Source organism: Pseudomonas arsenicoxydans (assembly GCF_900103875.1).
GTDB classification, from domain to species: Bacteria; Pseudomonadota; Gammaproteobacteria; order Pseudomonadales; family Pseudomonadaceae; genus Aquipseudomonas; species Aquipseudomonas arsenicoxydans.
Genome location: NZ_LT629705.1, coordinates 1,832,525 through 1,852,722 on the forward strand (window position 1 = coordinate 1,832,525; position 20,198 = coordinate 1,852,722).

17 protein-coding genes are annotated in these 20,198 nt (G+C 60.2%); 6 read left to right on the plus strand and 11 right to left on the minus strand.

Annotated features, from left to right (window positions below; translation table 11 throughout):
* Positions 1-49 precede the first annotated feature (49 nt).
* The 3 genes from ispA to BLQ41_RS31110 all read right to left on the minus strand — a co-directional run bounded on the left by ispA (position 50) and on the right by BLQ41_RS31110 (position 1,697).
* Positions 50-937, minus strand: a complete 888-nt coding sequence (gene ispA, locus BLQ41_RS08395; protein WP_090179365.1) for a (2E,6E)-farnesyl diphosphate synthase — start codon at positions 935-937, stop codon at positions 50-52.
* Positions 934-1,176: an exodeoxyribonuclease VII small subunit gene (locus BLQ41_RS08400; RefSeq protein WP_007894317.1), complete on the minus strand. Its 243-nt coding sequence runs from the start codon at positions 1,174-1,176 to the stop codon at positions 934-936. The genes ispA and BLQ41_RS08400 overlap by 4 nt, the downstream gene beginning before the upstream one ends.
* Positions 1,177-1,571: 395 nt before the next feature.
* Positions 1,572-1,697, minus strand: a complete 126-nt coding sequence (locus tag BLQ41_RS31110; protein WP_269458083.1) for a hypothetical protein — start codon at positions 1,695-1,697, stop codon at positions 1,572-1,574.
* 15 nt (positions 1,698-1,712) lie between these two features.
* Here BLQ41_RS31110 and BLQ41_RS08405 point away from each other — a divergent pair, with 15 nt between their 5' ends.
* From BLQ41_RS08405 to BLQ41_RS08430, 6 genes are read left to right on the plus strand one after another with little or no spacing between them, the layout of a single operon-like run.
* Complete coding sequence (locus BLQ41_RS08405) at positions 1,713-2,504, plus strand: YfaP family protein (RefSeq protein WP_090179369.1); 792 nt, start codon at positions 1,713-1,715, stop codon at positions 2,502-2,504.
* A gap of 36 nt (positions 2,505-2,540) precedes the next feature.
* The gene (locus BLQ41_RS08410) at positions 2,541-4,253 is read left to right on the plus strand and encodes a DUF2138 domain-containing protein (protein WP_090188412.1); all 1,713 of its coding nucleotides are present in this window, start codon (positions 2,541-2,543) and stop codon (positions 4,251-4,253) included.
* The gene (locus tag BLQ41_RS08415) at positions 4,238-4,888 is read left to right on the plus strand and encodes a DUF1175 domain-containing protein (RefSeq protein WP_090179372.1); all 651 of its coding nucleotides are present in this window, start codon (positions 4,238-4,240) and stop codon (positions 4,886-4,888) included. Before BLQ41_RS08410 ends, BLQ41_RS08415 begins: the two co-directional genes overlap by 16 nt.
* Positions 4,885-9,459 (plus strand): alpha-2-macroglobulin family protein, encoded by a 4,575-nt coding sequence (locus tag BLQ41_RS08420; protein WP_090179375.1) that lies wholly within the window; start codon positions 4,885-4,887, stop codon positions 9,457-9,459. Before BLQ41_RS08415 ends, BLQ41_RS08420 begins: the two co-directional genes overlap by 4 nt.
* A gap of 1 nt (position 9,460) precedes the next feature.
* Positions 9,461-11,092 (plus strand): DUF2300 domain-containing protein, encoded by a 1,632-nt coding sequence (locus tag BLQ41_RS08425; protein WP_090179378.1) that lies wholly within the window; start codon positions 9,461-9,463, stop codon positions 11,090-11,092.
* A gap of 3 nt (positions 11,093-11,095) precedes the next feature.
* Positions 11,096-11,911, plus strand: a complete 816-nt coding sequence (locus BLQ41_RS08430) for a YfaP family protein (protein ID WP_090179381.1) — start codon at positions 11,096-11,098, stop codon at positions 11,909-11,911.
* A 467-nt stretch (positions 11,912-12,378) separates the two neighbouring features.
* Here BLQ41_RS08430 and BLQ41_RS08440 read toward each other — a convergent pair whose 3' ends face one another.
* The 8 genes from BLQ41_RS08440 to eat all read right to left on the minus strand — a co-directional run bounded on the left by BLQ41_RS08440 (position 12,379) and on the right by eat (position 20,048).
* The gene (locus tag BLQ41_RS08440; protein WP_090179386.1) at positions 12,379-13,125 is read right to left on the minus strand and encodes a S24 family peptidase; all 747 of its coding nucleotides are present in this window, start codon (positions 13,123-13,125) and stop codon (positions 12,379-12,381) included.
* 228 nt (positions 13,126-13,353) lie between these two features.
* On the minus strand, positions 13,354-13,881 hold the full coding sequence (ppa, locus tag BLQ41_RS08445) for an inorganic diphosphatase (protein WP_027924322.1): 528 nt from the start codon (positions 13,879-13,881) through the stop codon (positions 13,354-13,356).
* A 114-nt stretch (positions 13,882-13,995) separates the two neighbouring features.
* A complete protein-coding gene (locus tag BLQ41_RS08450) occupies positions 13,996-14,808 on the minus strand; it encodes a M90 family metallopeptidase (protein WP_090179389.1) in 813 nt (270 codons plus the stop codon).
* A gap of 12 nt (positions 14,809-14,820) precedes the next feature.
* Positions 14,821-15,471: a DedA family protein gene (locus tag BLQ41_RS08455; RefSeq protein ID WP_090179392.1), complete on the minus strand. Its 651-nt coding sequence runs from the start codon at positions 15,469-15,471 to the stop codon at positions 14,821-14,823.
* A 224-nt stretch (positions 15,472-15,695) separates the two neighbouring features.
* Positions 15,696-16,154, minus strand: coding sequence for a GNAT family N-acetyltransferase (locus BLQ41_RS08460; protein WP_090179395.1), 459 nt, complete (start codon positions 16,152-16,154; stop codon positions 15,696-15,698).
* A 120-nt stretch (positions 16,155-16,274) separates the two neighbouring features.
* Positions 16,275-17,099, minus strand: a complete 825-nt coding sequence (gene eutC / locus BLQ41_RS08465) for an ethanolamine ammonia-lyase subunit EutC (protein WP_197678919.1) — start codon at positions 17,097-17,099, stop codon at positions 16,275-16,277.
* Between the two features lie 8 nt (positions 17,100-17,107).
* Positions 17,108-18,502 carry an ethanolamine ammonia-lyase subunit EutB gene (locus BLQ41_RS08470; RefSeq protein ID WP_090179401.1) on the minus strand — a complete coding sequence of 465 codons (1,395 nt, stop codon included), beginning with the start codon at positions 18,500-18,502 and terminating at the stop codon, positions 17,108-17,110.
* Between the two features lie 175 nt (positions 18,503-18,677).
* Positions 18,678-20,048, minus strand: coding sequence for an ethanolamine permease (gene eat, locus BLQ41_RS08475; RefSeq protein ID WP_090179404.1), 1,371 nt, complete (start codon positions 20,046-20,048; stop codon positions 18,678-18,680).
* Positions 20,049-20,198 lie beyond the last annotated feature (150 nt).

Here is a 20,198-nt window from a genome sequence, read left to right on the forward strand (position 1 = left end):
ATGCATCGCCCCCTGCCCACGCGTTGGTTTTAACTTGGCCGATACGCCGTCAGCTGCGACGCTCGACAATGTACCGGGCCAGATCGCGCAGGGGCTCGGCGGCCGCGTCAAACGGTCGCAGCGCGTGCAGGGCCTGATCGCGCAATTCCAGAGCGTAGGCCTTGGCCGCGTCGAGGCCGAGCAAGGCCGGGTAGGTGGGTTTGTCGCGGGCAATGTCGGCGCCCTGGCGCTTGCCGAGGGTTTCGGTATCGCTTTCGACGTCGAGAATGTCGTCCTGCACCTGAAAAGCCAGGCCGATGGCCTGTGCATAAGTCTGCAGGGACTTGAGTTCGTCTTTCTCGGCACGACCGCTGGCCAGGGCGCCGAGCTTGACGCTGACCTCGATCAGCGCGCCGGTCTTGTGCCGATGCATGTACTCGAGGGCTTTCTGATCGAGTTTCAGGCCGACCGAACCAAGGTCGATGGCTTGACCGCCGACCATGCCCGCCGGGCCTGCCGCCAACGCCAGTGCGCTGACCATTTGCAGTTGGATTTCAGCAGCGGAAGCGTTCAGGCGCGGGTCGAGCAGGGCGCTGAACGCCAGGCTTTGCAAGCCGTCACCGGCCAGAATCGCGCAGGCTTCATCGAATTTCTTGTGCGTAGTCGGCTGGCCGCGGCGCAGATCGTCGTCGTCCATCGCCGGCAAATCGTCGTGCACCAAGGAATAGGCGTGGATCAGCTCCACTGCACACGCCGCGCCATTGGCTTGCTCAGCCTTACCGCCCAGCGCCTCGCAGGCGGCATAGGCCAGCAGCGGACGCACGCGTTTGCCGCCGTTCATCACGCTGTAGCGCATGGCTTCGTAAAGCCGCGCCAGCTCAGGGCCTGGCGGATTGAACAGGGTTTCCAGTGCTGCGTTGACGCGGGCCTGGCTGGTCGCCGAATACGCTGCAATCATTCTGGCTGATCCGCGTCGAAGGGTTCCTCAGCCAACTCGCCATCACGCTCGAGCAGCACTTGAACCTTTTGCTCGGCCTGGGCCAGCGCCGCCTGGCAATCGCGGGTCAGACCGATGCCTTGCTCGAAAGCCGTCAGCGAGTCTTCCAGCGACAATTCGCCGTTCTCCAGACGCTCCACCAGCGTTTGCAGGTCAGCGAGAGATTGTTCGAAATCCAGTGCAGCTTTTTTGCGGGCCATGGCGGCTATTTCCGGTTGACGTTAAACCGGCGCGACACTAGCAGACATGGGGGTTATGGGCAAATGAGGCCATGCTCTGCTGCGACCTGACGAGTGGTGAAAAGCGCGCGTACACCCACCCTCTGTAGGAGCTGTCGAGTGAAACGAGGCTGCGATCTTTTGATTTTGCTGTGGCTGTTGATCTTCGCATTGCATAAGTCGTGTAAAGCAACGGCAAGATCAAGAGATCGCAGCCTCGTTTCACTCGACAGCTCCTACAGGGGGAGTGCGTATGCTGGAACGCAGCCTTCGCGAGCAGGTTCGATCCCGAAATGCTCCCGGTAAATCAGAGGATTATTCGGCTCACGCCCAAAAATAGGCGTGATTCTCGCCACAAATTAAGATGTATCCGATTGTTAAAAAACCGCCAAATCGTTAACCTTCGCGCCTTCTACGACCCGATAGTCATGGGTCTTTCTGACGAAACGCAGTTTTTGGATCTGTAACGCGCCGAGGATCAGGCGCAAGGTTTCGTTATGCATGGCAGGAGGCGTCACATGCGTTCATTTCTTTTGCTGGTGATGGGGCTGGTCTGCGCGAGCGCGGCCTGGGCCGAACCGACGGCCGAGCTGTCGGAACCGGTGGGCGGCTGGCGTTATTCCGGCCTGCTCGATCGCACTGAAAATCCTCAAGTGGCCTATCCCACACCGCCCATCGACCGGGGCGTGCAGCGCAATCGCACGATGATCGAAGGCCAGCTCAAGGCCATCGGCACTCAACGAGGGCCTCACACCCTGGCGGTCAACGGCAATCCACTGAATCTTTACACCGACGACGAAGGGCGTTTCGCCCGGCCGTATGCGTTCGGCGCGGGTTCCAACAGCGTCGAAGTGCGCAGCGCCGAAGGCAAGTCGCTCAAGCGCGTTCAATTCTATGAAGCCAACAACCTGCGCACCCCGGCACGGATTCGCGTGGTGCTGGGTTGGGACGATCCGAAAGCCGAACTCGACCTGCACATCATTACCCCCGACGGCCAGCACGCGTTTTTCGCCCACACGGCGCTGACCAATGGCGGCGGTCTGGACCCGGATGGCGTCGATGGCCCCGGCCCGGAGATGTTCACCATGACCGCGCCGCTGCATGGCACCTATCTGGTTTACGTGAACTATTGGGGCAACTTCGGCAGCGAAGGCTATAACTTCGATGAGACCAGCAACCAGAACGAGGTCATTACCTCGCAAATCAATCTGGTGCTCAACGAAAACACCGTCGACGAAAAACGCGAGACCTTCATCGTGCCCCTGCGCGCGATCGGTGACCTGCTGCTGGTCAAGACTTTCAACTATTAAGCATCCCGCTCCACGGATGAAATGGGCTTTGTGAACATGAGCGATAACACTGTGACTCCTGCCGCTGACGCACCAGCCGTCAAACCTTCTCGCCGCTGGCCGGCCGTGCTGGTCGGGCTGGTCCTGGTAGCTGGCGTGGCAGGTGGATTGGGCTGGTTCATGCACAAGCCCAAGGCACCTCCGGCTGAGCTGGCCAGCGATAAACTGGGCATGAGTCGCCCGGACGGCCTGCTCGAAACCCATTCCTTGAGCCAATTGCCCAAGGACTTGCTGGCGGTACCGTTCCTCAAGGAAACCCTGACCGAAGATTTCGTCTTCTATTACGAAGCGCACGCCGATCGCCTCGGCTTGATCGGCAGTCTGCGGCGGATCATTTACGAACATGACCTGAAATTGCAGGACAGCCTGATCGAGCAGCTCTTTGATCAACCGGCGGACGTAGCGCTGTGGCGTGGGGCGGATGGTCGTCTGAAAGACTTTTTGCTGGTGATGGATCGCGGCGGGCTGGCCAAGGTGCTGGAACCACTGGCCAAAGTGGCGCTGGATGACACGCAACTGACCAAACTGAGTGACGTGAAAGTCGGCACCGACGATGTGGCGCTTTACCAACTCACCTACAACGCCAGCAAGGCGCTGGTGTTCGCTTCCCACGGCGACAAACTGGTGGTGCTGTCCAATCCGACCAAACTCTACGACCCCGAAAGCGGCGCATCCGAAGAACCGGGCAGCGTCTCGACCAAGGCCATTGCCGCGTTGCTCAATGGCGACAAACTGTTCCCCGAAGCGTTTGGCCTGCCACCTCGGGCGCCAGAGGTGAAACAACGTCTTTCGGTCAACGCCAGTGTGTTGGCCATGGGTTATCAGCGTTTCATCCCGAACTTCGCCGGTCTGCGTTTCGACATGGATGACAAAGGCTGGCACAGCTTCCTCGCCATGGATGAACTGGACAAGCAGCCGGACTTCGATTTCAAACCCATCTGGCGAGCCATGCCGATGGGCGCTAGCGCCTGCGTCGCGTTGCCTCTGGCCGCCGAACAACAGAAACCGCTGCTGGTGAAACTCGGCGCCGACGAAACCGTGGCTCAGGCGCTGACCGAACACATGGCCGGTGCCGCCGGCCTGTGCTGGTACGCCGATTCGCGGTTGTACACGCCGCTGCTGGTGGCCAGCCTGAATGATGATGACAGCGCCAAGCTCGATGGCGACCTGAGCAACCTGTTCAGCTCGATGGTCGGCGCCTACGAGGGCAATGTTGCTGACCACGCGTTCCCGGTGGTCGAGAAGCAGGAAGGCACCACTCACCAATGGCAGCGCCAGGTCAGCTCCAATTTCGGCCCTTACGCGGCCAAGGACGCCGAGCAACCGGACGCGATCACCGGCAAGGCATTCATGCGCGTGAGCCTCGCCCGTCACGGTTCGACGCTGCTGTTCTCCCTCGACGACAAGCTGGTGGACAAAGCCCTCGGCACCCTCGACAAACGTTTCCCGCCGATGGCGGACGTGGTGCCGAAGGACTTGCTGATGCCGGTCTACTTCGGCCCGGATTCGATGGCGCAGCTGATGCAACAGGAAACCCTCGATAGCTTGCCCCAGGACATGGAACCGGTGTTCTACAACGCCGCGCAAACCTACCTGATCCCGAAATTGCGCAAGCTCGGCGGTTACGGCAAATACGCCCTGACCTTGCCCGAAGGCAGCGAGCCCGATGGCCACTGGCAATGGCTGCCGCTGGAATGGAAAGCCCTGTGACCGCACTCATCCGCGGCCTCGGCCTGCTGGCGATGTTGCTGGGCAGTCGCGCCTTTGCCACTGAGGCAGCGCCGCTGGATCCGCAGCAATCCCAGGTGTTCCGCGCCTGGTTCGTGCGCATCGCCCAGGAACAACTGACCCAAGGCCCGAGCCCGCGTTGGTATCAGCAGGACTGCGCTGGCCTGGTGCGTTTCGCCGCCAATGAAGCGCTGAAAGTCCATGACGATAAATGGCTGCGCAGCAATGGACTGTCCAACCGCTATCTGCCGCCCGAATTGCAGTTGAGCGAAGCCCAACGCGGCCTCGCCCAACAATGGCAACAGGGCGGTGGCAAGGTCGGGCCGTACGTCAATGCGATCAAATTGATTCAGTTCAACAGCCATCTGGTCGGCCGTGATGTGTCGCAAGCCCGGCCCGGCGACCTGATGTTTTTCGATCAGGGCGACGACCAGCACCTGATGATCTGGATGGGCCGCTATATCGCCTATCACACCGGCACCACCACCCCCACTGACAACGGCATGCGATCCGCGAGCCTGCAGCAACTCATGACATGGAAGGACACCCGATGGATACCCGACGCAGCCAACCCCAACTTCATCGGCGTCTATCGACTGAACTTTCTCTCCCAATGATCGGTGCCCGCATGCTGCGTATCTGTTCGAAACTGCCGTTGTTACTGGCGCTGATTCTGCCGCTGACGCCGGTTAACGCCGAAGACACCGTCGAGCCGAGCGGCTACACGCCGGTGGCCGGTGAAAGTTTTTTCCTGCTGGCCGACAGCAGTTTTGCCAGCGACGAACAGGCGATGGTGCGCCTTGAAGCGCCGGGCCGTGACTATCGTCGTTTCCGCATGGAGCCTTACGGTGGCGCCGACATTCGCGTGTATCGCATCGACAAGCCGCTGGATTTCCTCAAGCGCCAGAAGAACCTGCACCGCGTAGTCAGCGACGGCCAGTTCAAGGGCGAAGGCCTGTCGAATACCCTCGCGTACCTGTGGGACAACTGGTATCGCAAATCCCGCCGGGTGATGCAGCGCGCGTTCTCCTACGAATCGCGTAAACAAGTCACCGAAGAAGTGCCGGAACTGAAGATGGGCAACGCGATTGCCGCGCCAACGCCTTACGATGCGCAGCCGCAATTCGCCTTGATCCCGGGCCTGCCGGTGGTCAGCCAGTTCCGTTATCCGCTGTGGCAAGCCAAACCGATCCAGCCGCCTGAGGGCGTGAACCTGGCTGGTTCCTCCAGCGAGTTCGTCAGCGTTGCGCCGGGCAACGTGTACATCCCGTTGGGCAACCTGAAACCGGGCCTGTATCTGGTGGAAGCGCTGATCGGCAAGTACCGCGCGACCACGATGGTGTTCGTTTCCAATACCGTGGCCGTGAGCAAGATTGCTGGTGATGAATTGCTGGTGTGGGCCGCGCGCAAACACGAAGGCAGTTCGGTGCCCAAGGTCAATGTGCTGTGGACCGATGGCCTGGGCGTCATGAGCAGCGGCGCTACCGATGCCGATGGTTTGCTGCGTCTGAAACACGTCAGCCCCGAGCGTTCGTTCGTGATCGGCGAGGACGAAGAGGGCGGGGTGTTTGTCTCCGAAAACTTCTACTACGACAGCGAAATCTACGACACCAAACTCTATGCCTTCACCGACCGGCCGCTGTATCGACCGGGGGATTGGGTGTCGCTGAAAATCGTTGGTCGCGAGTTCAAGAACGCCAGGGATTCCGTGGCGCCGACGGCTGCCGACGTCAACGTGACCGTGCTCGATGCCACCGGCACAGCCCTGCAATCGCTGGCGCTGAAACTCGATTCCAAGGCCGGCACCCAAGGTCGCTTCCAGTTGCCGGACAACGCCGTGGCTGGCGGTTATGAACTGCGTTTCAGCTACAAGGACCAGGCCTATAGCAGCGCCTTCCGTGTCGCCGAATACATCAAGCCGCACTTCGAAATCTCCTTGAACCTGGCCAAGCAGGATTACCGCACCGGCGAGCCGGTGAAAGGCAGCCTGGTGCTGCTGTACCCGGACGGTAAACCGGTGGCCAACGCCAAGTTGAGCCTGAGCCTGCGCGCTCAACAACTGTCGATGGTCGACAACGAACTGCAATACCTCGGGCAATTCCCGGTGGAACTGACCAGCACCGAATTGACCACCGACGCCAAGGGCAACGCGACCCTTGAACTGCCAGCCGCTGAAAAACCGAGCCGCTACATGCTCACGGTTTTTGCCAGCGATGGCGCGGCGTATCGGGTCAAGACCACCAAGGAAATCCTCATCGACCGTGGCGCGGCGAGTTTCAGTCTGCGCGCGCCGCAACGCTTCAGTGCGGTGGGCGACAAGGTCACGTTCAAGTATCTGAATGAAGGCGGCAGCGAACAAAGCAAAGCGGTGAAACCGAGCAGCTACGGTTGGGTGCGTCTTGAAGACCAGAGCACTGGCGAAGGTAAACTGGCCGCCGCGGACAAAGGCTTCACGCTGGCCTTCGAACGTCCGGGCACCTACAACCTGACCTTGAAGGATGACCATGGCCGTGTGGTTGGTGCGACGGGGCATTCGGTCACTGGCGACGGCGTCAAAGCCGTGCCGGGCACGGTGGAAATCGTCCTCGATAAACCTGAATACAAGGCCGGTGATGAAGCCCTGGCGCTGATCACCTTCCCCGAGCCTGTCAGTGATGCATTGCTGTCCCTGGAGCGGGACAAGGTCGAGGCCACGGCGCTGCTGTCCAAGGGCGGCGACTGGCTGAAGATGGAAAAACTCAGCGACACCCAATACCGCGCGCGCATCCCGGTGAAGGACACCTTCGCACCGAACCTGACGTTCTCGGTGCTGTACACCAAGGGCGGTCAATACAGCTTCCAGAACGCCGGCATCAAGGTGATCGCACCGCAGATCGACGTGGCCATCGCCACCGATAAAGAGACGTATCAGCCGGGCGATACGGTGTCGGTTGACCTGACCACGCAATTCGCCGGCAAGCCGATTCCGGCGCACCTGACGGTCAGTGTCGTCGATGAAATGATCTACGCGCTGCAACCGGAAGTCGCGCCGACCATCGACCAGTTCTTCTACCACCCGCGCCGCAACAACGTGCGCACCAGCGCCAGTTTGTCGTTCATCAGCTACGACGTCGCATTGCCGGGTAGCCCAGGCGCGCCGGGCAAAGCCAATCGCAGCGAGCGCGGCGTGAAAGTGCTGGAGCGGCCGCGCCGCGAAGACGTCGACACTGCCGCGTGGCAGCCTGAATTGGTGACCGACGCCAATGGCAAAACCCGTTTCACCTTTAAGATGCCGGATTCGCTGACCCGCTGGCGCATCACCGCACGAGCCATCGCCGATGACGGTCAGGTCGGCCAGAAAAAGCAATTCGTGCGCTCGGAAAAACCGCTGTACCTGAAGTGGAGCGGCCCAAGCAAATTCCGCACGGGCGACAAGCCGGACCTCGGTGTGTTCGCGTTTAGCCAGGCCGAAAAACCGGTCAAGGCTGAGCTGGTCATCCATTACGGCGGCGCCGATCAACGTGTGCCGGTGACCCTGAACAACGGCATCAACTACATCGCACTGCCGGCGTTCGCATTGGCCTCGGGTGAGTGGACCGCTGAACTGGTGCAGGACGGCAAAACCGCCGATGCGCTGGTCGTGCGCCTGACCGCCACCGGTGAAGGCTGGCAGGTCACGCAAAGCCAAAGCCTGGACGTGGCCAGCGGTGATACGCCGCTGACGCTGCCAGCGGATGCTACGGATATTCGCCTGCGTCTGGATGACAGTCCGCAAGCGCTGTTCCGCTCCGCGCTCGATGATTTGCTGAGCTATCCATATGGGGGCGTCGAGCAGACAGCCAGCCGTTTGCTGCCATTGAGCATCGCGTATCCGGCCTTGTCCTCGAACCCGCAGATCCGTGATCGCTTGCGCCTGATTATGCAAAACAGCCGCCTGCGCCTGGTGCAAATGGCCGGGCCGTCGGCGAGTTTCACCTGGTGGGGCATGGACGGTGAGCCGGATGCATTCCTCACCGCATACGCCTATTACGCCGATTGGCACGCCAGCAAAGCGCTGGAGTTGAGCCTGCCGCCGGAGCATTGGCAGCGGGTGCTGGAGGTGTATGCCAAGCAGGCGAAAAATACGCCGCTGTTGCAGCGCGCACTGATTCTGTCATTCGCCAAGCAGATGCAATTGCCGGTCAACACTTTGCTCAGCGGCTTGATGGATGACCTGTCGAAAGCCGGCGAGGGTAATGCGGCCAACCTGATGGAGGATGGCGAAGACAGCATTGTCATGAGCGATCCGGATTCGGCGCTGGGGCTGGCGGCGGCGCGTGCGTTGACGGCATCTCTGGCGCGTCAGTCCAAGGTGACGCTGCCTGATGCCTTCAATCGTCAACTGCCGGATGCGCAGCAGCGTCTGGCCGTCAGTTCTCAACCGTTTGCCGAGGCGCTGAACCTGTCGCTGCAAACCTTCGATCAGGCTCACGCGAAAGCGTTGTTGCAGCGTTTGCTGCCGCAGCAATCGACGCTCGAACGTGCATTGGCGCTGACATGGTTGCAACGCGGTATCGAACAGGCTTCGCCGACCATCGCACTGGCGCCCGGTGAGGGCTGGAAGAAACAGTACGGCGATACCGGTGAGATGTATTGGACATGGCAGGGCGCTACGCCGGTGCCTGCGGTGCTATCGCTGGCGGGAACGCAAGAGCGTCCGCTGCGGGCGGCGTTGAGCTTTCAGACCAAACAACCGCCGGTTGACCCGATGGCGGTGACCATCACCCGTCGCCTGTCGCGCCTGGTGCCGGGCGACGAAGCCTTCAACTTCAAACTTGAAGCGGTGGGTGGCAAACCGTTGTCCAGCGACAGCCTTTACCTGGACGAAGTGATCATCACCAGCAAAGCCGCGAAACCGCTGCGCTACGGCATGATCGAAGTGCCGCTGCCACCGGGCGCCGATGTCGAGCGCACCACGTGGGGCATCAAGTTGATGGGCAAGGCTGGCACCGAACCGACGGCGCTGGAGAAGGCGCGTTTCGAGCCGGGGCAAATGGCTTACGCGATTCCCGTAGATGCGTTGAGCGGCGAGTTGCGCCTGCGTCATCTGGTGCGCTTCTCGCAGAAAGGCCAGTTCAACCTGCCGCCGGTGCGCTTCACACAGGTCTACGCGCCACAGCATCAGGCCCAGGAACAGCAACCGGCGCTTGGCCAGATCACGGTCAACTGATGTGATCCGCCCTCTGGTCTGGTGGCTGCTGTGTTTGATCCCTGCGCTGGCGACAGCGCAGGACGAACCGTTGCGCCTGGGCTTCAAGGGTGAATTGATTTCGTTGAGCCGCACGCAGGTGATTTCACGCCAGCCGATGCCTGCCGATTTACCGACCCCGTTGGGCAGTGTGTGGAAGTTGTTTGTGTACGGCTGGCTGGTGGATAGCGGCGCTCATGAATCGCCTTATGAATGTCGCGGCCAGTCGAAGGACGAGGTTTATTGCTGTTCCGCGGGCGGCAAGATTGAACGCGATCAAGCGTTGGTGAAGTCGTGCGGGTTGTATTTCGAGCCGGCGCGCTTGGGCATCACTGCCGCTGACTGGCGCACGTATTGGCAAGCGCGACAGGCGCCGGAGTGGTTGCAGAACTTGCCGTCATTGCAGCCTTCGACACGAGTGCCCGTGGCTGAGTTACTCAAGGCGCTGGCGGTTATGCCTGCGCAGGATCAGGCGCGGAGGGTATTGCTGGACGTGGTGTTGAACGCCGCTGACGGCAACGTCGTGGGTGAACTCGGTGGCCGGTTGCGGGTGAAAACCTGGAGCTGGTTGGGGGATCAGGATTCGTCGTCGCGTCAGGGCGGGTTTGCCGGTTGGACGGTGGACGGCACGCCAGTCTGGGCCGGTGGGCGCGGGACCAGCCAGATGGTGCTTCGTCATTACGGAGCGGCGTTGGCCTCAGTGTTGCCGGTGGATTGGCCCGCGGATGCCGGGCGCTGTGTCGAGGTCGGGCTGTTTTCCCGTTATCCGGTCGGGCGTGTTCTGGCCGGGGATCGAGTTGTTGCTCCCGGGCCTTTGCAAGGCGATTACCGCGTCGAGTTCACCAACGGCAATCAACTCGATATCCACAGCGACGGCGAACTGTTTTTGATGGGTGACAGCGCTTCACAACAGCTCGTCGCCCGTCTCGATCGCGAAGAATACGTCGCCCGAGTCCTGCAACGAGAAGCCAAACCCGAACCTGCCGAAGCCGCCAAAGCCCTGGCCATCGCCATCCGCACCTACCTGCTGCAAAACGCCACCCGCCACGGCGACTGCCTGAGCATCGACGACAGCAGCAGCCGACAACGCGTCGCCCCACGCCCAGCCACTGCCGAATCACGCCAGATCGCTGCCTGGACCAGCGACCTGGTGCTCGCCGGCAGCACCGTTACCTACCATTCCGACCAGCCCGGCCCGGACAAACTCTCCTGGCAGCAAGCCGTCGAACAAGCCAACGCCGGCCAACGCTACGACGCCATCCTGCTGCACGCCTATCCGCGCGCCAGCCTCAGCCGCTGGGACAACCCCGTCGCCTCCTGCGAAGCACTGCCTGCCGCCCAGGACTGGCTACAAACCCAACGTCGCGGCTGGCGCCAACGTCTGGAAAGCGAAGTCGGCTACAACGAAGTCAGCACCTTCGCCGTCTGCCGCCTGGCCTTCGGCCGCCCCTACGTCGACCGCGAACGCCAGCGTATCTACGTGCGCGGCGTGCTGTCACTGCAAGACCGCCTCGACCTGACCCACGAATACCTGCACCTGGCCTTCGAAGCACACCCCAACGGCCAGGATGAAACCTACATCGAAGGGCTCGCCCGCCACCTCTTGCTGGAATAGGCCATGAAACTCCGTTATCCACAGGTCTTCCTGTTCCTTTGCTCTTTTTGCGTATTGCCGACCGTATTTGCTGCTGAAAGCGCCGTGAAACTTGATACGCCTGTCGGCGGCTGGCGTGCGGGCGCTGTTGAGGGGGAAGGTGAAAACTTCCGTCAGACAGTCAACTACCCGGCTTCATCAGTGAACACGCCAGTGGGGCAGGCCAACACCGCGCGCATCACTGGCCAGATCAAAGCCACGCCCAAGTCCGGCGAACCCGGCCGATTGATCGTCAACGGCGTCAGCATGCCGCTGAAAATTGATTCCGCCGGACGCTTTGATCGCCCGTTCTCGTTCCCCAACGGCAGCAACAGCGTCGAAGTCCGCAGCCCCGATGGCCAGCAGCGCCATCGCACGCAGTTTCTCAACGCCAGCGGCGGCGCAACCCCGGCCAAGTTGCGGGTGCTGCTGTCCTGGGACAGTGACAACACGGATTTGGATTTACACCTGATTACGCCCGACGGCGCGCACATCTGGTACGGCGACCGTATCGCACCGAACGGCGCAGCGCTGGATGTCGACGTGACGACAGGGTATGGCCCGGAGATCTTCGCCATGCCGGCGCCGATCAAGGGGCAGTATCTGGTGTATGTGAATTACTTCGGAGGCGGGTATCGGAGTGATGAAGAAGGGCAGGAGGATGCGGTTCAGCCGCTGACCACGGCGCAGGTGACGGTGATTACGGAAGAGGGGACGCCGAACGAGAAGATGGAGACGTTCCTGGTGCCGATGCGGGCGGTGGGGGAGTTGACGTTGGTTAAGGGGTTTAGTTATCCGTGAGGCTCAGATACGGCGAGCGCGGTAATTGTGCAAGCACCTCTTGCACAGTTTGCGTCCGACCGTCAGCGCCGCTGACATTGGTTAGGAAGCTTTTCGACAGGCATTAAAAAGCCGGCTTGTGGCCGGCTTCTCGGGGACTGGCTTGGTTCATTTTTGGTAAACCGCGCCAGCCTTCAAAACGTACACCCGGATCTTGCGTCCGGCTGTGGGACTTGGCGAGAAAATCATCTGCCTTGTCGGTGCGATCGGGCCGCGGGGCGGGTCGATGCGCAAATGTGGGGCGCAGCATACTGATTTTTTTGGGGAATTCCCAGTGCGATGTGCGTATTAGAGCTGTCGGGGCTTGGGATCAAGTGACCTGTCCGGATTTTTTCGGGTGAATGTTGCATCGCCTTCGCGGGCAAGCCCGCTCCCACAAGGATCGTGTGATGCCGGTGGAGGTAGGCTGGCCCGTGAGAATGTGGATGTCACAGAAACGGCACCACCGGCCGCCGCTTGTTCAGCGTCGACCACCAGAACACCCAGCCCAACACCCGGATGTTCTGCTTATCAATCTGTTCGGCATTGAAGATCTCGTCGGGATGTTCGGCCTTGTTGTAGCTGCGCAAGCGCAACGCATTGCCTGGCATCCGGTGCAGGTATTTGATTCGCAGCATTCCGTCGTGCTCGATCGCGTAAATCTCTCCGTCGATCACCTTGGTCAGCCCCCGGTCGACGGCGAGTGTGGAGCCATCCTCAATCCTTGCCCCCATGCCGTTACCGACCATCTGGACGCAGAACACATCCGCATGGTTGATTTCCAGGGAGTCGAGGTGGCTTTTGGGCAGGCGGATGGATTGGCCGGGGTCTTCGACGACGTGGGTTTTGCTGGACCCAGGGTTGATGGGCCTTTCCTTGTAGACGGGCAGTTCGATGTCAGTGGGTTCAATGACCGTATAGATGCCGCGAATCGCCTGGGCGTCGAAGGTGTTACCCGACTCGTCGAGCAAGCGCAGGTGTTTGGAGTCCTGTGGGCCTTCGCCTGTCTTGAGCCAGTCGCTGTTGACCGAGAGTAATCTGGAGACCTCTTCCATGCGGTAGGCGGGCACACCGCGGGTGTACCAGTTGTGGATGTTTTGAGCCTCCGTGTCGAAAAAAGCGGCAAATCCTGTCGTCGTGATCTTCGCTTTTTCGAGGAGTGCTTTGAACCGTGGGCCGCTAGTGTTCTTTTTCATAAACACGAGTCTACGGGCGCAGGGCGGGGCTTTGAATAAACGAACCGTTCAAATTTGGCGGGAAATTTACGACCGGATGTAAGACGTATTTGGAACAAATTAAACAGAAAAAAACCGCAACAGCCGAAAGATAAACACGCTGTTTAATACGCTTTATGAGCGCCCACAAAAAACCCCGGATCAACCGGGGTTTTTTTCAAGTCGTCATTGGCGCAAGCCAATGGCGTCTCAGCCTTTATAGGCCGCAGCCGACTTGGTGATCGCTTCGCGAGCGGCATCTGCACCGGCCCAGCCTTCGATCTTCACCCATTTGCCTTTTTCGAGATCTTTGTAGTTCGCGAAGAAGTGCTCGATCTGCTGGATCAGCAGTGGTGGCAGGTCGGTGTATTCCTTCACGTCGACGTACAGCTGGGACAGCTTGTCGTGTGGGACTGCGATGACTTTGGCATCGCCGCCGCCGTCGTCGGTCATGTTCAGGATGCCGACTGGACGAGCGCGGATCACCGAACCTGGAGCTACCGGGTAAGGAGTGACAACCAGCACGTCGAGGGGATCACCGTCGTCAGCCAGGGTGTTCGGGATGTAACCGTAGTTGGCCGGGTAGAACATCGGGGTGGCCATGAAACGGTCAACGAACAGGCAATCGCTGTCTTTGTCGATTTCGTACTTGATCGGCGCGTGGTTGGCCGGAATCTCGATCGCGACGTAGATGTCGTTCGGCAGGTCTTTGCCAGCCGGAATCTTGCTGTAGCTCATTGGGCGGTGCCCCCGTTAGTTGACCAAAAAACACTTGGCCGGATTGACCAAAAAGTGGCGGCGATTATAGGCATATTCCGCCACGGTTGCTATGGATCAGAGGTCGGGTAGACCTTAGTCGCGTGCCTGATAGACCGGGTCTTCGGCCAGAAGTTGCCTCAGCCGGGCCAATGGGTCCTGGCGGTAAAACAGCTTCAGCTGTTCATAGACCTGGGGATAAGCCTCGACCAGCAAATCGGGAGCGCTGAAGAAGTATTCGCTGGTAACCGCGAAGAACTCGGCGGGGTTTTCCGCCGCGTAGGGGTCGATGGCCGTTTCGGCGTCTGGATTACGGTCAAGTTGCCGATTGAGGTCGTCGTAGGCGTGTTGCATGACCTTGGCCCAGTCACTGACGCGCATGTCAGGGTGCAATGGCGGCAGGCCGTTGGCGTCGCCGTTGAGCATGTCGAGCTTGTGCGCGAGTTCGTGGATCACCAGGTTGTAGCCTTCCCAGCCGCCACTGGCCATCACTCCGGGCCAGGCGAGGATGATCGGGCCTTGCTGCCAGGCTTCGCCGCTGTGTTCGCCGTCCCACTCGTGTTCGACGCCGCTGGCATCACGATGACGTTGGGGGCTGAGGAAGTCGTCGGGGTAGAGGACGATTTCGTGGAAGCCTTGATACCAGTTCAGATCGCCCAAGTGCAGCAGCGGCAATTGCGCCTGAGCGGCGAGCAGCAGGCGCTGTTCCTGGTGGAGTTCGACGCCCGGCAGGGCGGTCAGGTGTTTGTCCTGCAGGAATAAGACGCAGGCTTCACGCAGCCACTGGTCCTCGACGGCGCTGATGCCGTCGAGAAAACTCAGGTGGTGACGCACCCGTTGCCACAGGTCGTCGGCAATCGGGTGTTTGGCCAGGGTGCGCTGGCGACGCCAGGCACTAAGCGACCACATCGTGGATCAACGCTATTGGGCTTTGGACGCGGCGTTGCCATAACGGCTGCGGATGAAACCGATGATCATCGGCAGCAGCGACAGCACAATGATGCCCACGACCAGCAGCGAGAGGTTCTTCTTGATGAACGGTACGTTGCCGAAGAAGTAACCAAGGGTCACCAGGCCGCCGACCCACAAAACGGTGCCGAGGACGCTGAAGGAAAAGAAACGCAGGTAAGGCATTTTGCCAACGCCGGCGACGAACGGTGCAAACGTACGGATGATCGGCAGGAAGCGCGCCAGGGTGACGGTCTTGCCACCGTGCTTGTCATAGAAGTCGTGGGTCTGCTGCAGGTAGTCGCGGCGGAAGATTTTCGAGTTTGGATTGCTGAACAGCTTCTCGCCGGCCGTTCGACCAATAATGTAGTTGGTGCTGTCGCCGAGGATCGCCGCCAGCATCAACAGGCCGCCCAGCAATACCGGGTCCATGCCGCCGCCGGCTGCTACAGCGCCCGCGATGAACAACAGGGAATCGCCCGGCAGGAACGGCATCACCACCAGACCGGTTTCGCAGAAAATCACCAGAAACAGGATGGCGTAGATCCATAACCCGTAGTTTTTTACCAGCAAATCGAGGTAAACATCGAGATGCAGAATAAGGTCGATCGGGTTGAAATCCATGACGGGCACCTGTCGTGATGGCCCGACTCAGCAGGCCTGTGCGGATGACTTCGCGAAAGCCTACAGACGAGTGTAGTTTTTCGTACAAGCCGGAAAGGTCGGCATTATACGATCTGATTCGTGAAAAACCTGTCGAGTTTGTAGCGAGGAATGTCCGACGTCCGACAGGCTGCACACCAACCCTGTGGCGAGTGGGGCAGGCCCGTCGCCACACTGGGGCGACCTTAAAGCTCGTCGCTGATCGGCAACACGTAGTTCTTGAATTCGGTGTCTTCCTTGAATCCGATGGATTCGTAGGTTTTCTGCGCCACTTCATTGTTGCTGCTGGTGGAAACACGCATGCGCACAGCATTGGTTTCCTTGGCCATTTTCTTCGCGGTGCGGATGAGGTTGTCGGCCACCAGTTGGCGACGGGCGTCTTCGGCGACGTAGATGTCGTTGAGGATCCACACGCGTTTAAGCGAAAGGGACGAAAAGCTCGGATACAACTGACAGAAACCCATCAGTTTGTCGTCGGAATCGGCCAGTGCCAGGTAGATCACTGATTCCTTGCGTCGCAGACGCTTCTCAAGAAACGCCCGGGACGAGTCCGGATACGCCAGGGCGCCATAAAACTCGCGATATTTGACGAACAACGGGGTCAGCAGGTCCAGGTGTTCGAGGGTCGCTTGAATAATCCGCATCGATAGGTCTCGTCTTCAAGTGGCTGTCATCACGTGCTCTGACGGCGAACGGTTCTTCACTCGGGCAGCCGTGCATCGATCCTGCCTGAAGTCAAAGCACAAACGCAATGCGGAAACGGTTCAGGCATCTGGTGGACTGAGCAGGAAATTACCTTTCATGTCCGCACCTGCGTCCGACTCCAGCGTGTGAATCTGCGCTTCGTCCTTCAAGTTGACGCCCGACAGTTGGCGCCGGCAAGCCTCACGCATCAGGTACAGCAAACGGTGTGCCGCCATGCCGTAACTCAGGCCCTCAAGTCGAACATTGGAGATGCAATTGCGGTAGGCGTCCGTCAGCCCGACCTTGGGACCGTAGGTGAAATATAAACCCAGGCTGTCTGGCGAACTGAGGCCCGGACGCTCGCCAATCAGGATGACCACCATTTTTGCGCCCAACAGCTCGCCAATCTCGTCAGCCACGGCGACCCGGCCCTGCGATACAAGAATGGCGGGCGTTACCGACCAGCCTTCAGCCTTGATCTGTTCTTCCATTCGCGTCAGAAACGGCAGCGTATGACGATGAACAGCCAGCGCCGACAGTCCATCAGCCACGACAATCGCCAGATCCACGCCGCCAGGATGGGCCAAGGCGTAATCGCGCAAGGTCTGCGCCGACTCATCGCTCAACTTTCGCCCCAGATCGGGGCGTTGCAAGTAACTGTCCCGATTGGCGGCGGCGCTGTGCAGCAACAGACTGTCACGCCCGCATTCAGCCAATTGCGCGCTGAGGCCCGCATGATCGAACGGCAAATGCACCGCATCCCGGGCCTGGGCGTGGGCGTACTGGAAATCCAGTTGCGCGCTGGTCGGCATGCTGGTGCCGGTGCGGCCCAAGGCAATGCGTGCCGGCGTCAGTCGACGTAATTCCAGCAGCGGATTTTCTGCATCTACAGGCGGTTTATCCATTTCAACACTCATCCCAGTTGCGCCATCGCTTGGCGGAAAGCCGGCGGAAGCCTGTCACCAAAGTGAATCTTGCCATCCGCCTGGGTGAGGATGCCCATTTTCGCCAGCCACTGTTCGAACTCCGGCGCCGGTTTCAGCCCCAGCGTCTGGCGGGCATACAGGGCGTCGTGGAACGAGGTGGTCTGGTAGTTGAGCATGATGTCGTCGGAGCCGGGGATGCCCATGATGAAGTTGATCCCGGCCACGCCCAGCAGGGTCAGCAGGGTGTCCATGTCGTCCTGGTCGGCTTCGGCGTGGTTGGTGTAGCAAATGTCACAGCCCATCGGTACGCCCAGCAGCTTGCCGCAGAAGTGGTCTTCGAGGCCGGCGCGAATGATCTGTTTGCCGTTGTAGAGGTATTCCGGGCCAATGAATCCTACAACCGTATTGACCAGGAACGGCTTGAAATGGCGTGCCACGGCGTAGGCGCGGGTTTCGCAGGTCTGTTGATCCATGCCGTGGTGGGCGTTGGCTGACAGGGCACTGCCCTGGCCAGTCTCGAAATACATCAGGTTGCGGCCCAGCGTTCCGCGATTCAGGCTCAGGCCGGCGTCGTAACCTTCCTGCAGGACATTCAGGTTGATGCCGAAACTGGCATTGGCCGCTTCAGTACCGGCAATCGACTGAAACACCAGGTCCAGCGGAACGCCGCGATTGATCGCCTCGATGGAGGTGGTGACGTGGGTCAGCACGCAGGCCTGGGTCGGAATCTCGTAGCGCTGGATGATCGCGTCGAGCATTTCCAGCATGGCGCAGATCGAGGCGATGCTGTCGGTGGCCGGGTTGATGCCGATCATCGCATCGCCGTTGCCGTACAGTAGGCCATCGAGAATGCTCGCCGCGATGCCGGCCGGCTCATCGGTAGGGTGATTGGGTTGCAGGCGGGTGGATAAGCGTCCACGCAGGCCCATCGTGCCGCGAAATTTCGTCACGACACGGATTTTCTGCGCCACCAGCACCAGATCCTGCACGCGCATGATCTTCGACACGGCGGCAGCCATTTCCGGGGTCAGGCCGGGGGCGAGGGCGCGCAGGCTCTGTTCGTCAGCCGCGTCACTCAGCAGCCAGTCGCGAAAACCGCCGACAGTGAGGTGGCTGACGGCTGAAAAAGCTTGTGTGTCGTGGGTATCGATGATCAGCCGGGTGACTTCATCGGCCTCGTAAGGAACCAGCATTTCCTCCAGGAAGTGCGACAGCGGGATATCGGCCAGGGCCATCTGCGCGGCCACTCGCTCGCCATCGTTGAGGGCCGCGACGCCGGCCAGGAAGTCTCCGGAACGCGCCGGGCTGGCCTTGGCCATGACGTCCTTGAGACTGGCAAAGCGATAGGTCTGGGCGCCGACTGAATGGGCAAATGTGGCCATGGAACGGTGTCCTCCGAATCATGAATCACTGTAGGAGCTGTCGAGTGCAACAAGGCTGCGATCCTTTGATCTTGCCTTTCAAGATCGCAGCCTCGTTGCACTCGACAGCTCCTACAGACGTGGTGTGCACTTCAATAATGCAGGCGCCGGGAGATTGGCCCGGCGCCGGTGCAACTCAGACGTTTTCGAGCATCGCATCCGCCGGGGCATCGAAACGTTGCTTGGCGGTCAATTGGAAATACAAGTATCCGGCCGCCATGAAACCGAGGAACACACAACCGATCAGCGTGTTGAACCAGGCCATCGCCACCAGACACACCACTGCCAGAAACAGCGCAATCCCCGGAACAATCGGATAGCCCGGTGCGCGGAAGGAGCGTTCCAGGTTCGGCTCGGTTTTACGCAGTTTGAACAGGCTCAGCATACTGATGATGTACATCACGATGGCGCCGAACACCGACATGGTGATCATCGCAGCGGTCAGGGTCATGCCTTGCAGGTTGACCAGGCCGTCGCTGTAGATCGCCGCGATACCAATCACGCCGCCGGCCAGAATGGCCCGGTGCGGCGTCTGGAAGCGCGAAAGCTTGGCCAGCGAAGGGGGCAGGTAACCGGCCCGGGCCAGGGCAAAGAACTGCCGCGAGTAGCCGAGGATGATTCCGTGGAAACTCGCCACCAGACCGAACAGGCCGATCCAGACCAGCATGTGCATCCAGCTCGAATTGTTGCCGACCACGGCTTTCATCGCTTGCGGCAGCGGATCGTTGATGTTCGACAGTTGGCGCCAGTCGCCGACGCCGCCGGCCATCACCATCACGCCGATGGCCAGGAATACCAGGGTCAGAATGCCGCTGACATAGGCCTTGGGAATCGTGCGTTTCGGGTCCTTGGCTTCTTCGGCCGCCATGGCCGCGCCTTCAATGGCGAGGAAAAACCAGATGGCAAAGGGGATCGCCGCAAAGATGCCGGGGATCGAAGCCATGGTGAATTCGTTGGAGCCCGACCAGCCGTTGAGCACGAAGTTACTGAAGCTGAAACCGGGTGCGACGACGCCCATGAACACCAGCAGCTCGGCGACCGCCAGTACGGTGACCACCAGTTCGAAGGTGGCCGCGATGCTGACGCCGAGAATATTGAGGGTCATGAAGACGAAATAGGCGCCAACGGCGGCGATCTTCGGGTCCAGTTCCGGGTACTGCACGTTCAGATAGGCGCCAATGGCCATGGCAATCGCCGGGGGCGCAAAGACGAACTCGATCAGGGTGGCGATGCCGGCGATCAATCCGCCTTTCTCGCCAAAGGCCCGCCGGCTATAGGCAAACGGCCCGCCTGCGTGGGGAATGGCGGTGGTCAATTCGGTGAAACTGAAGATGAAGCAGGTGTACATCGTCGCCACCATCAGGGCGGTGACGAGAAAGCCCAGGGTGCCTGCGGTGCCCCAGCCGTAACTCCAGCCGAAATACTCGCCGGAAATCACCAGGCCGACGGCAATGCCCCATAAATGCAGGGTGCCGAGTGTGGGTTTGAGCTGTGTGGAAGAAGTCATAAGTCCTCGCTGTATTTTTTATTGTTTGATCTTTTGGACTTTCGGGTACGACGTTTGGGTGTGGAGCGGGCACGCAAGGCCCGTGCCAGTGGGGCAGGGCGATGTTCTGATGTTGTCGTTAAGGGCGCCATCGCGAGCAAGCCCGCTCCC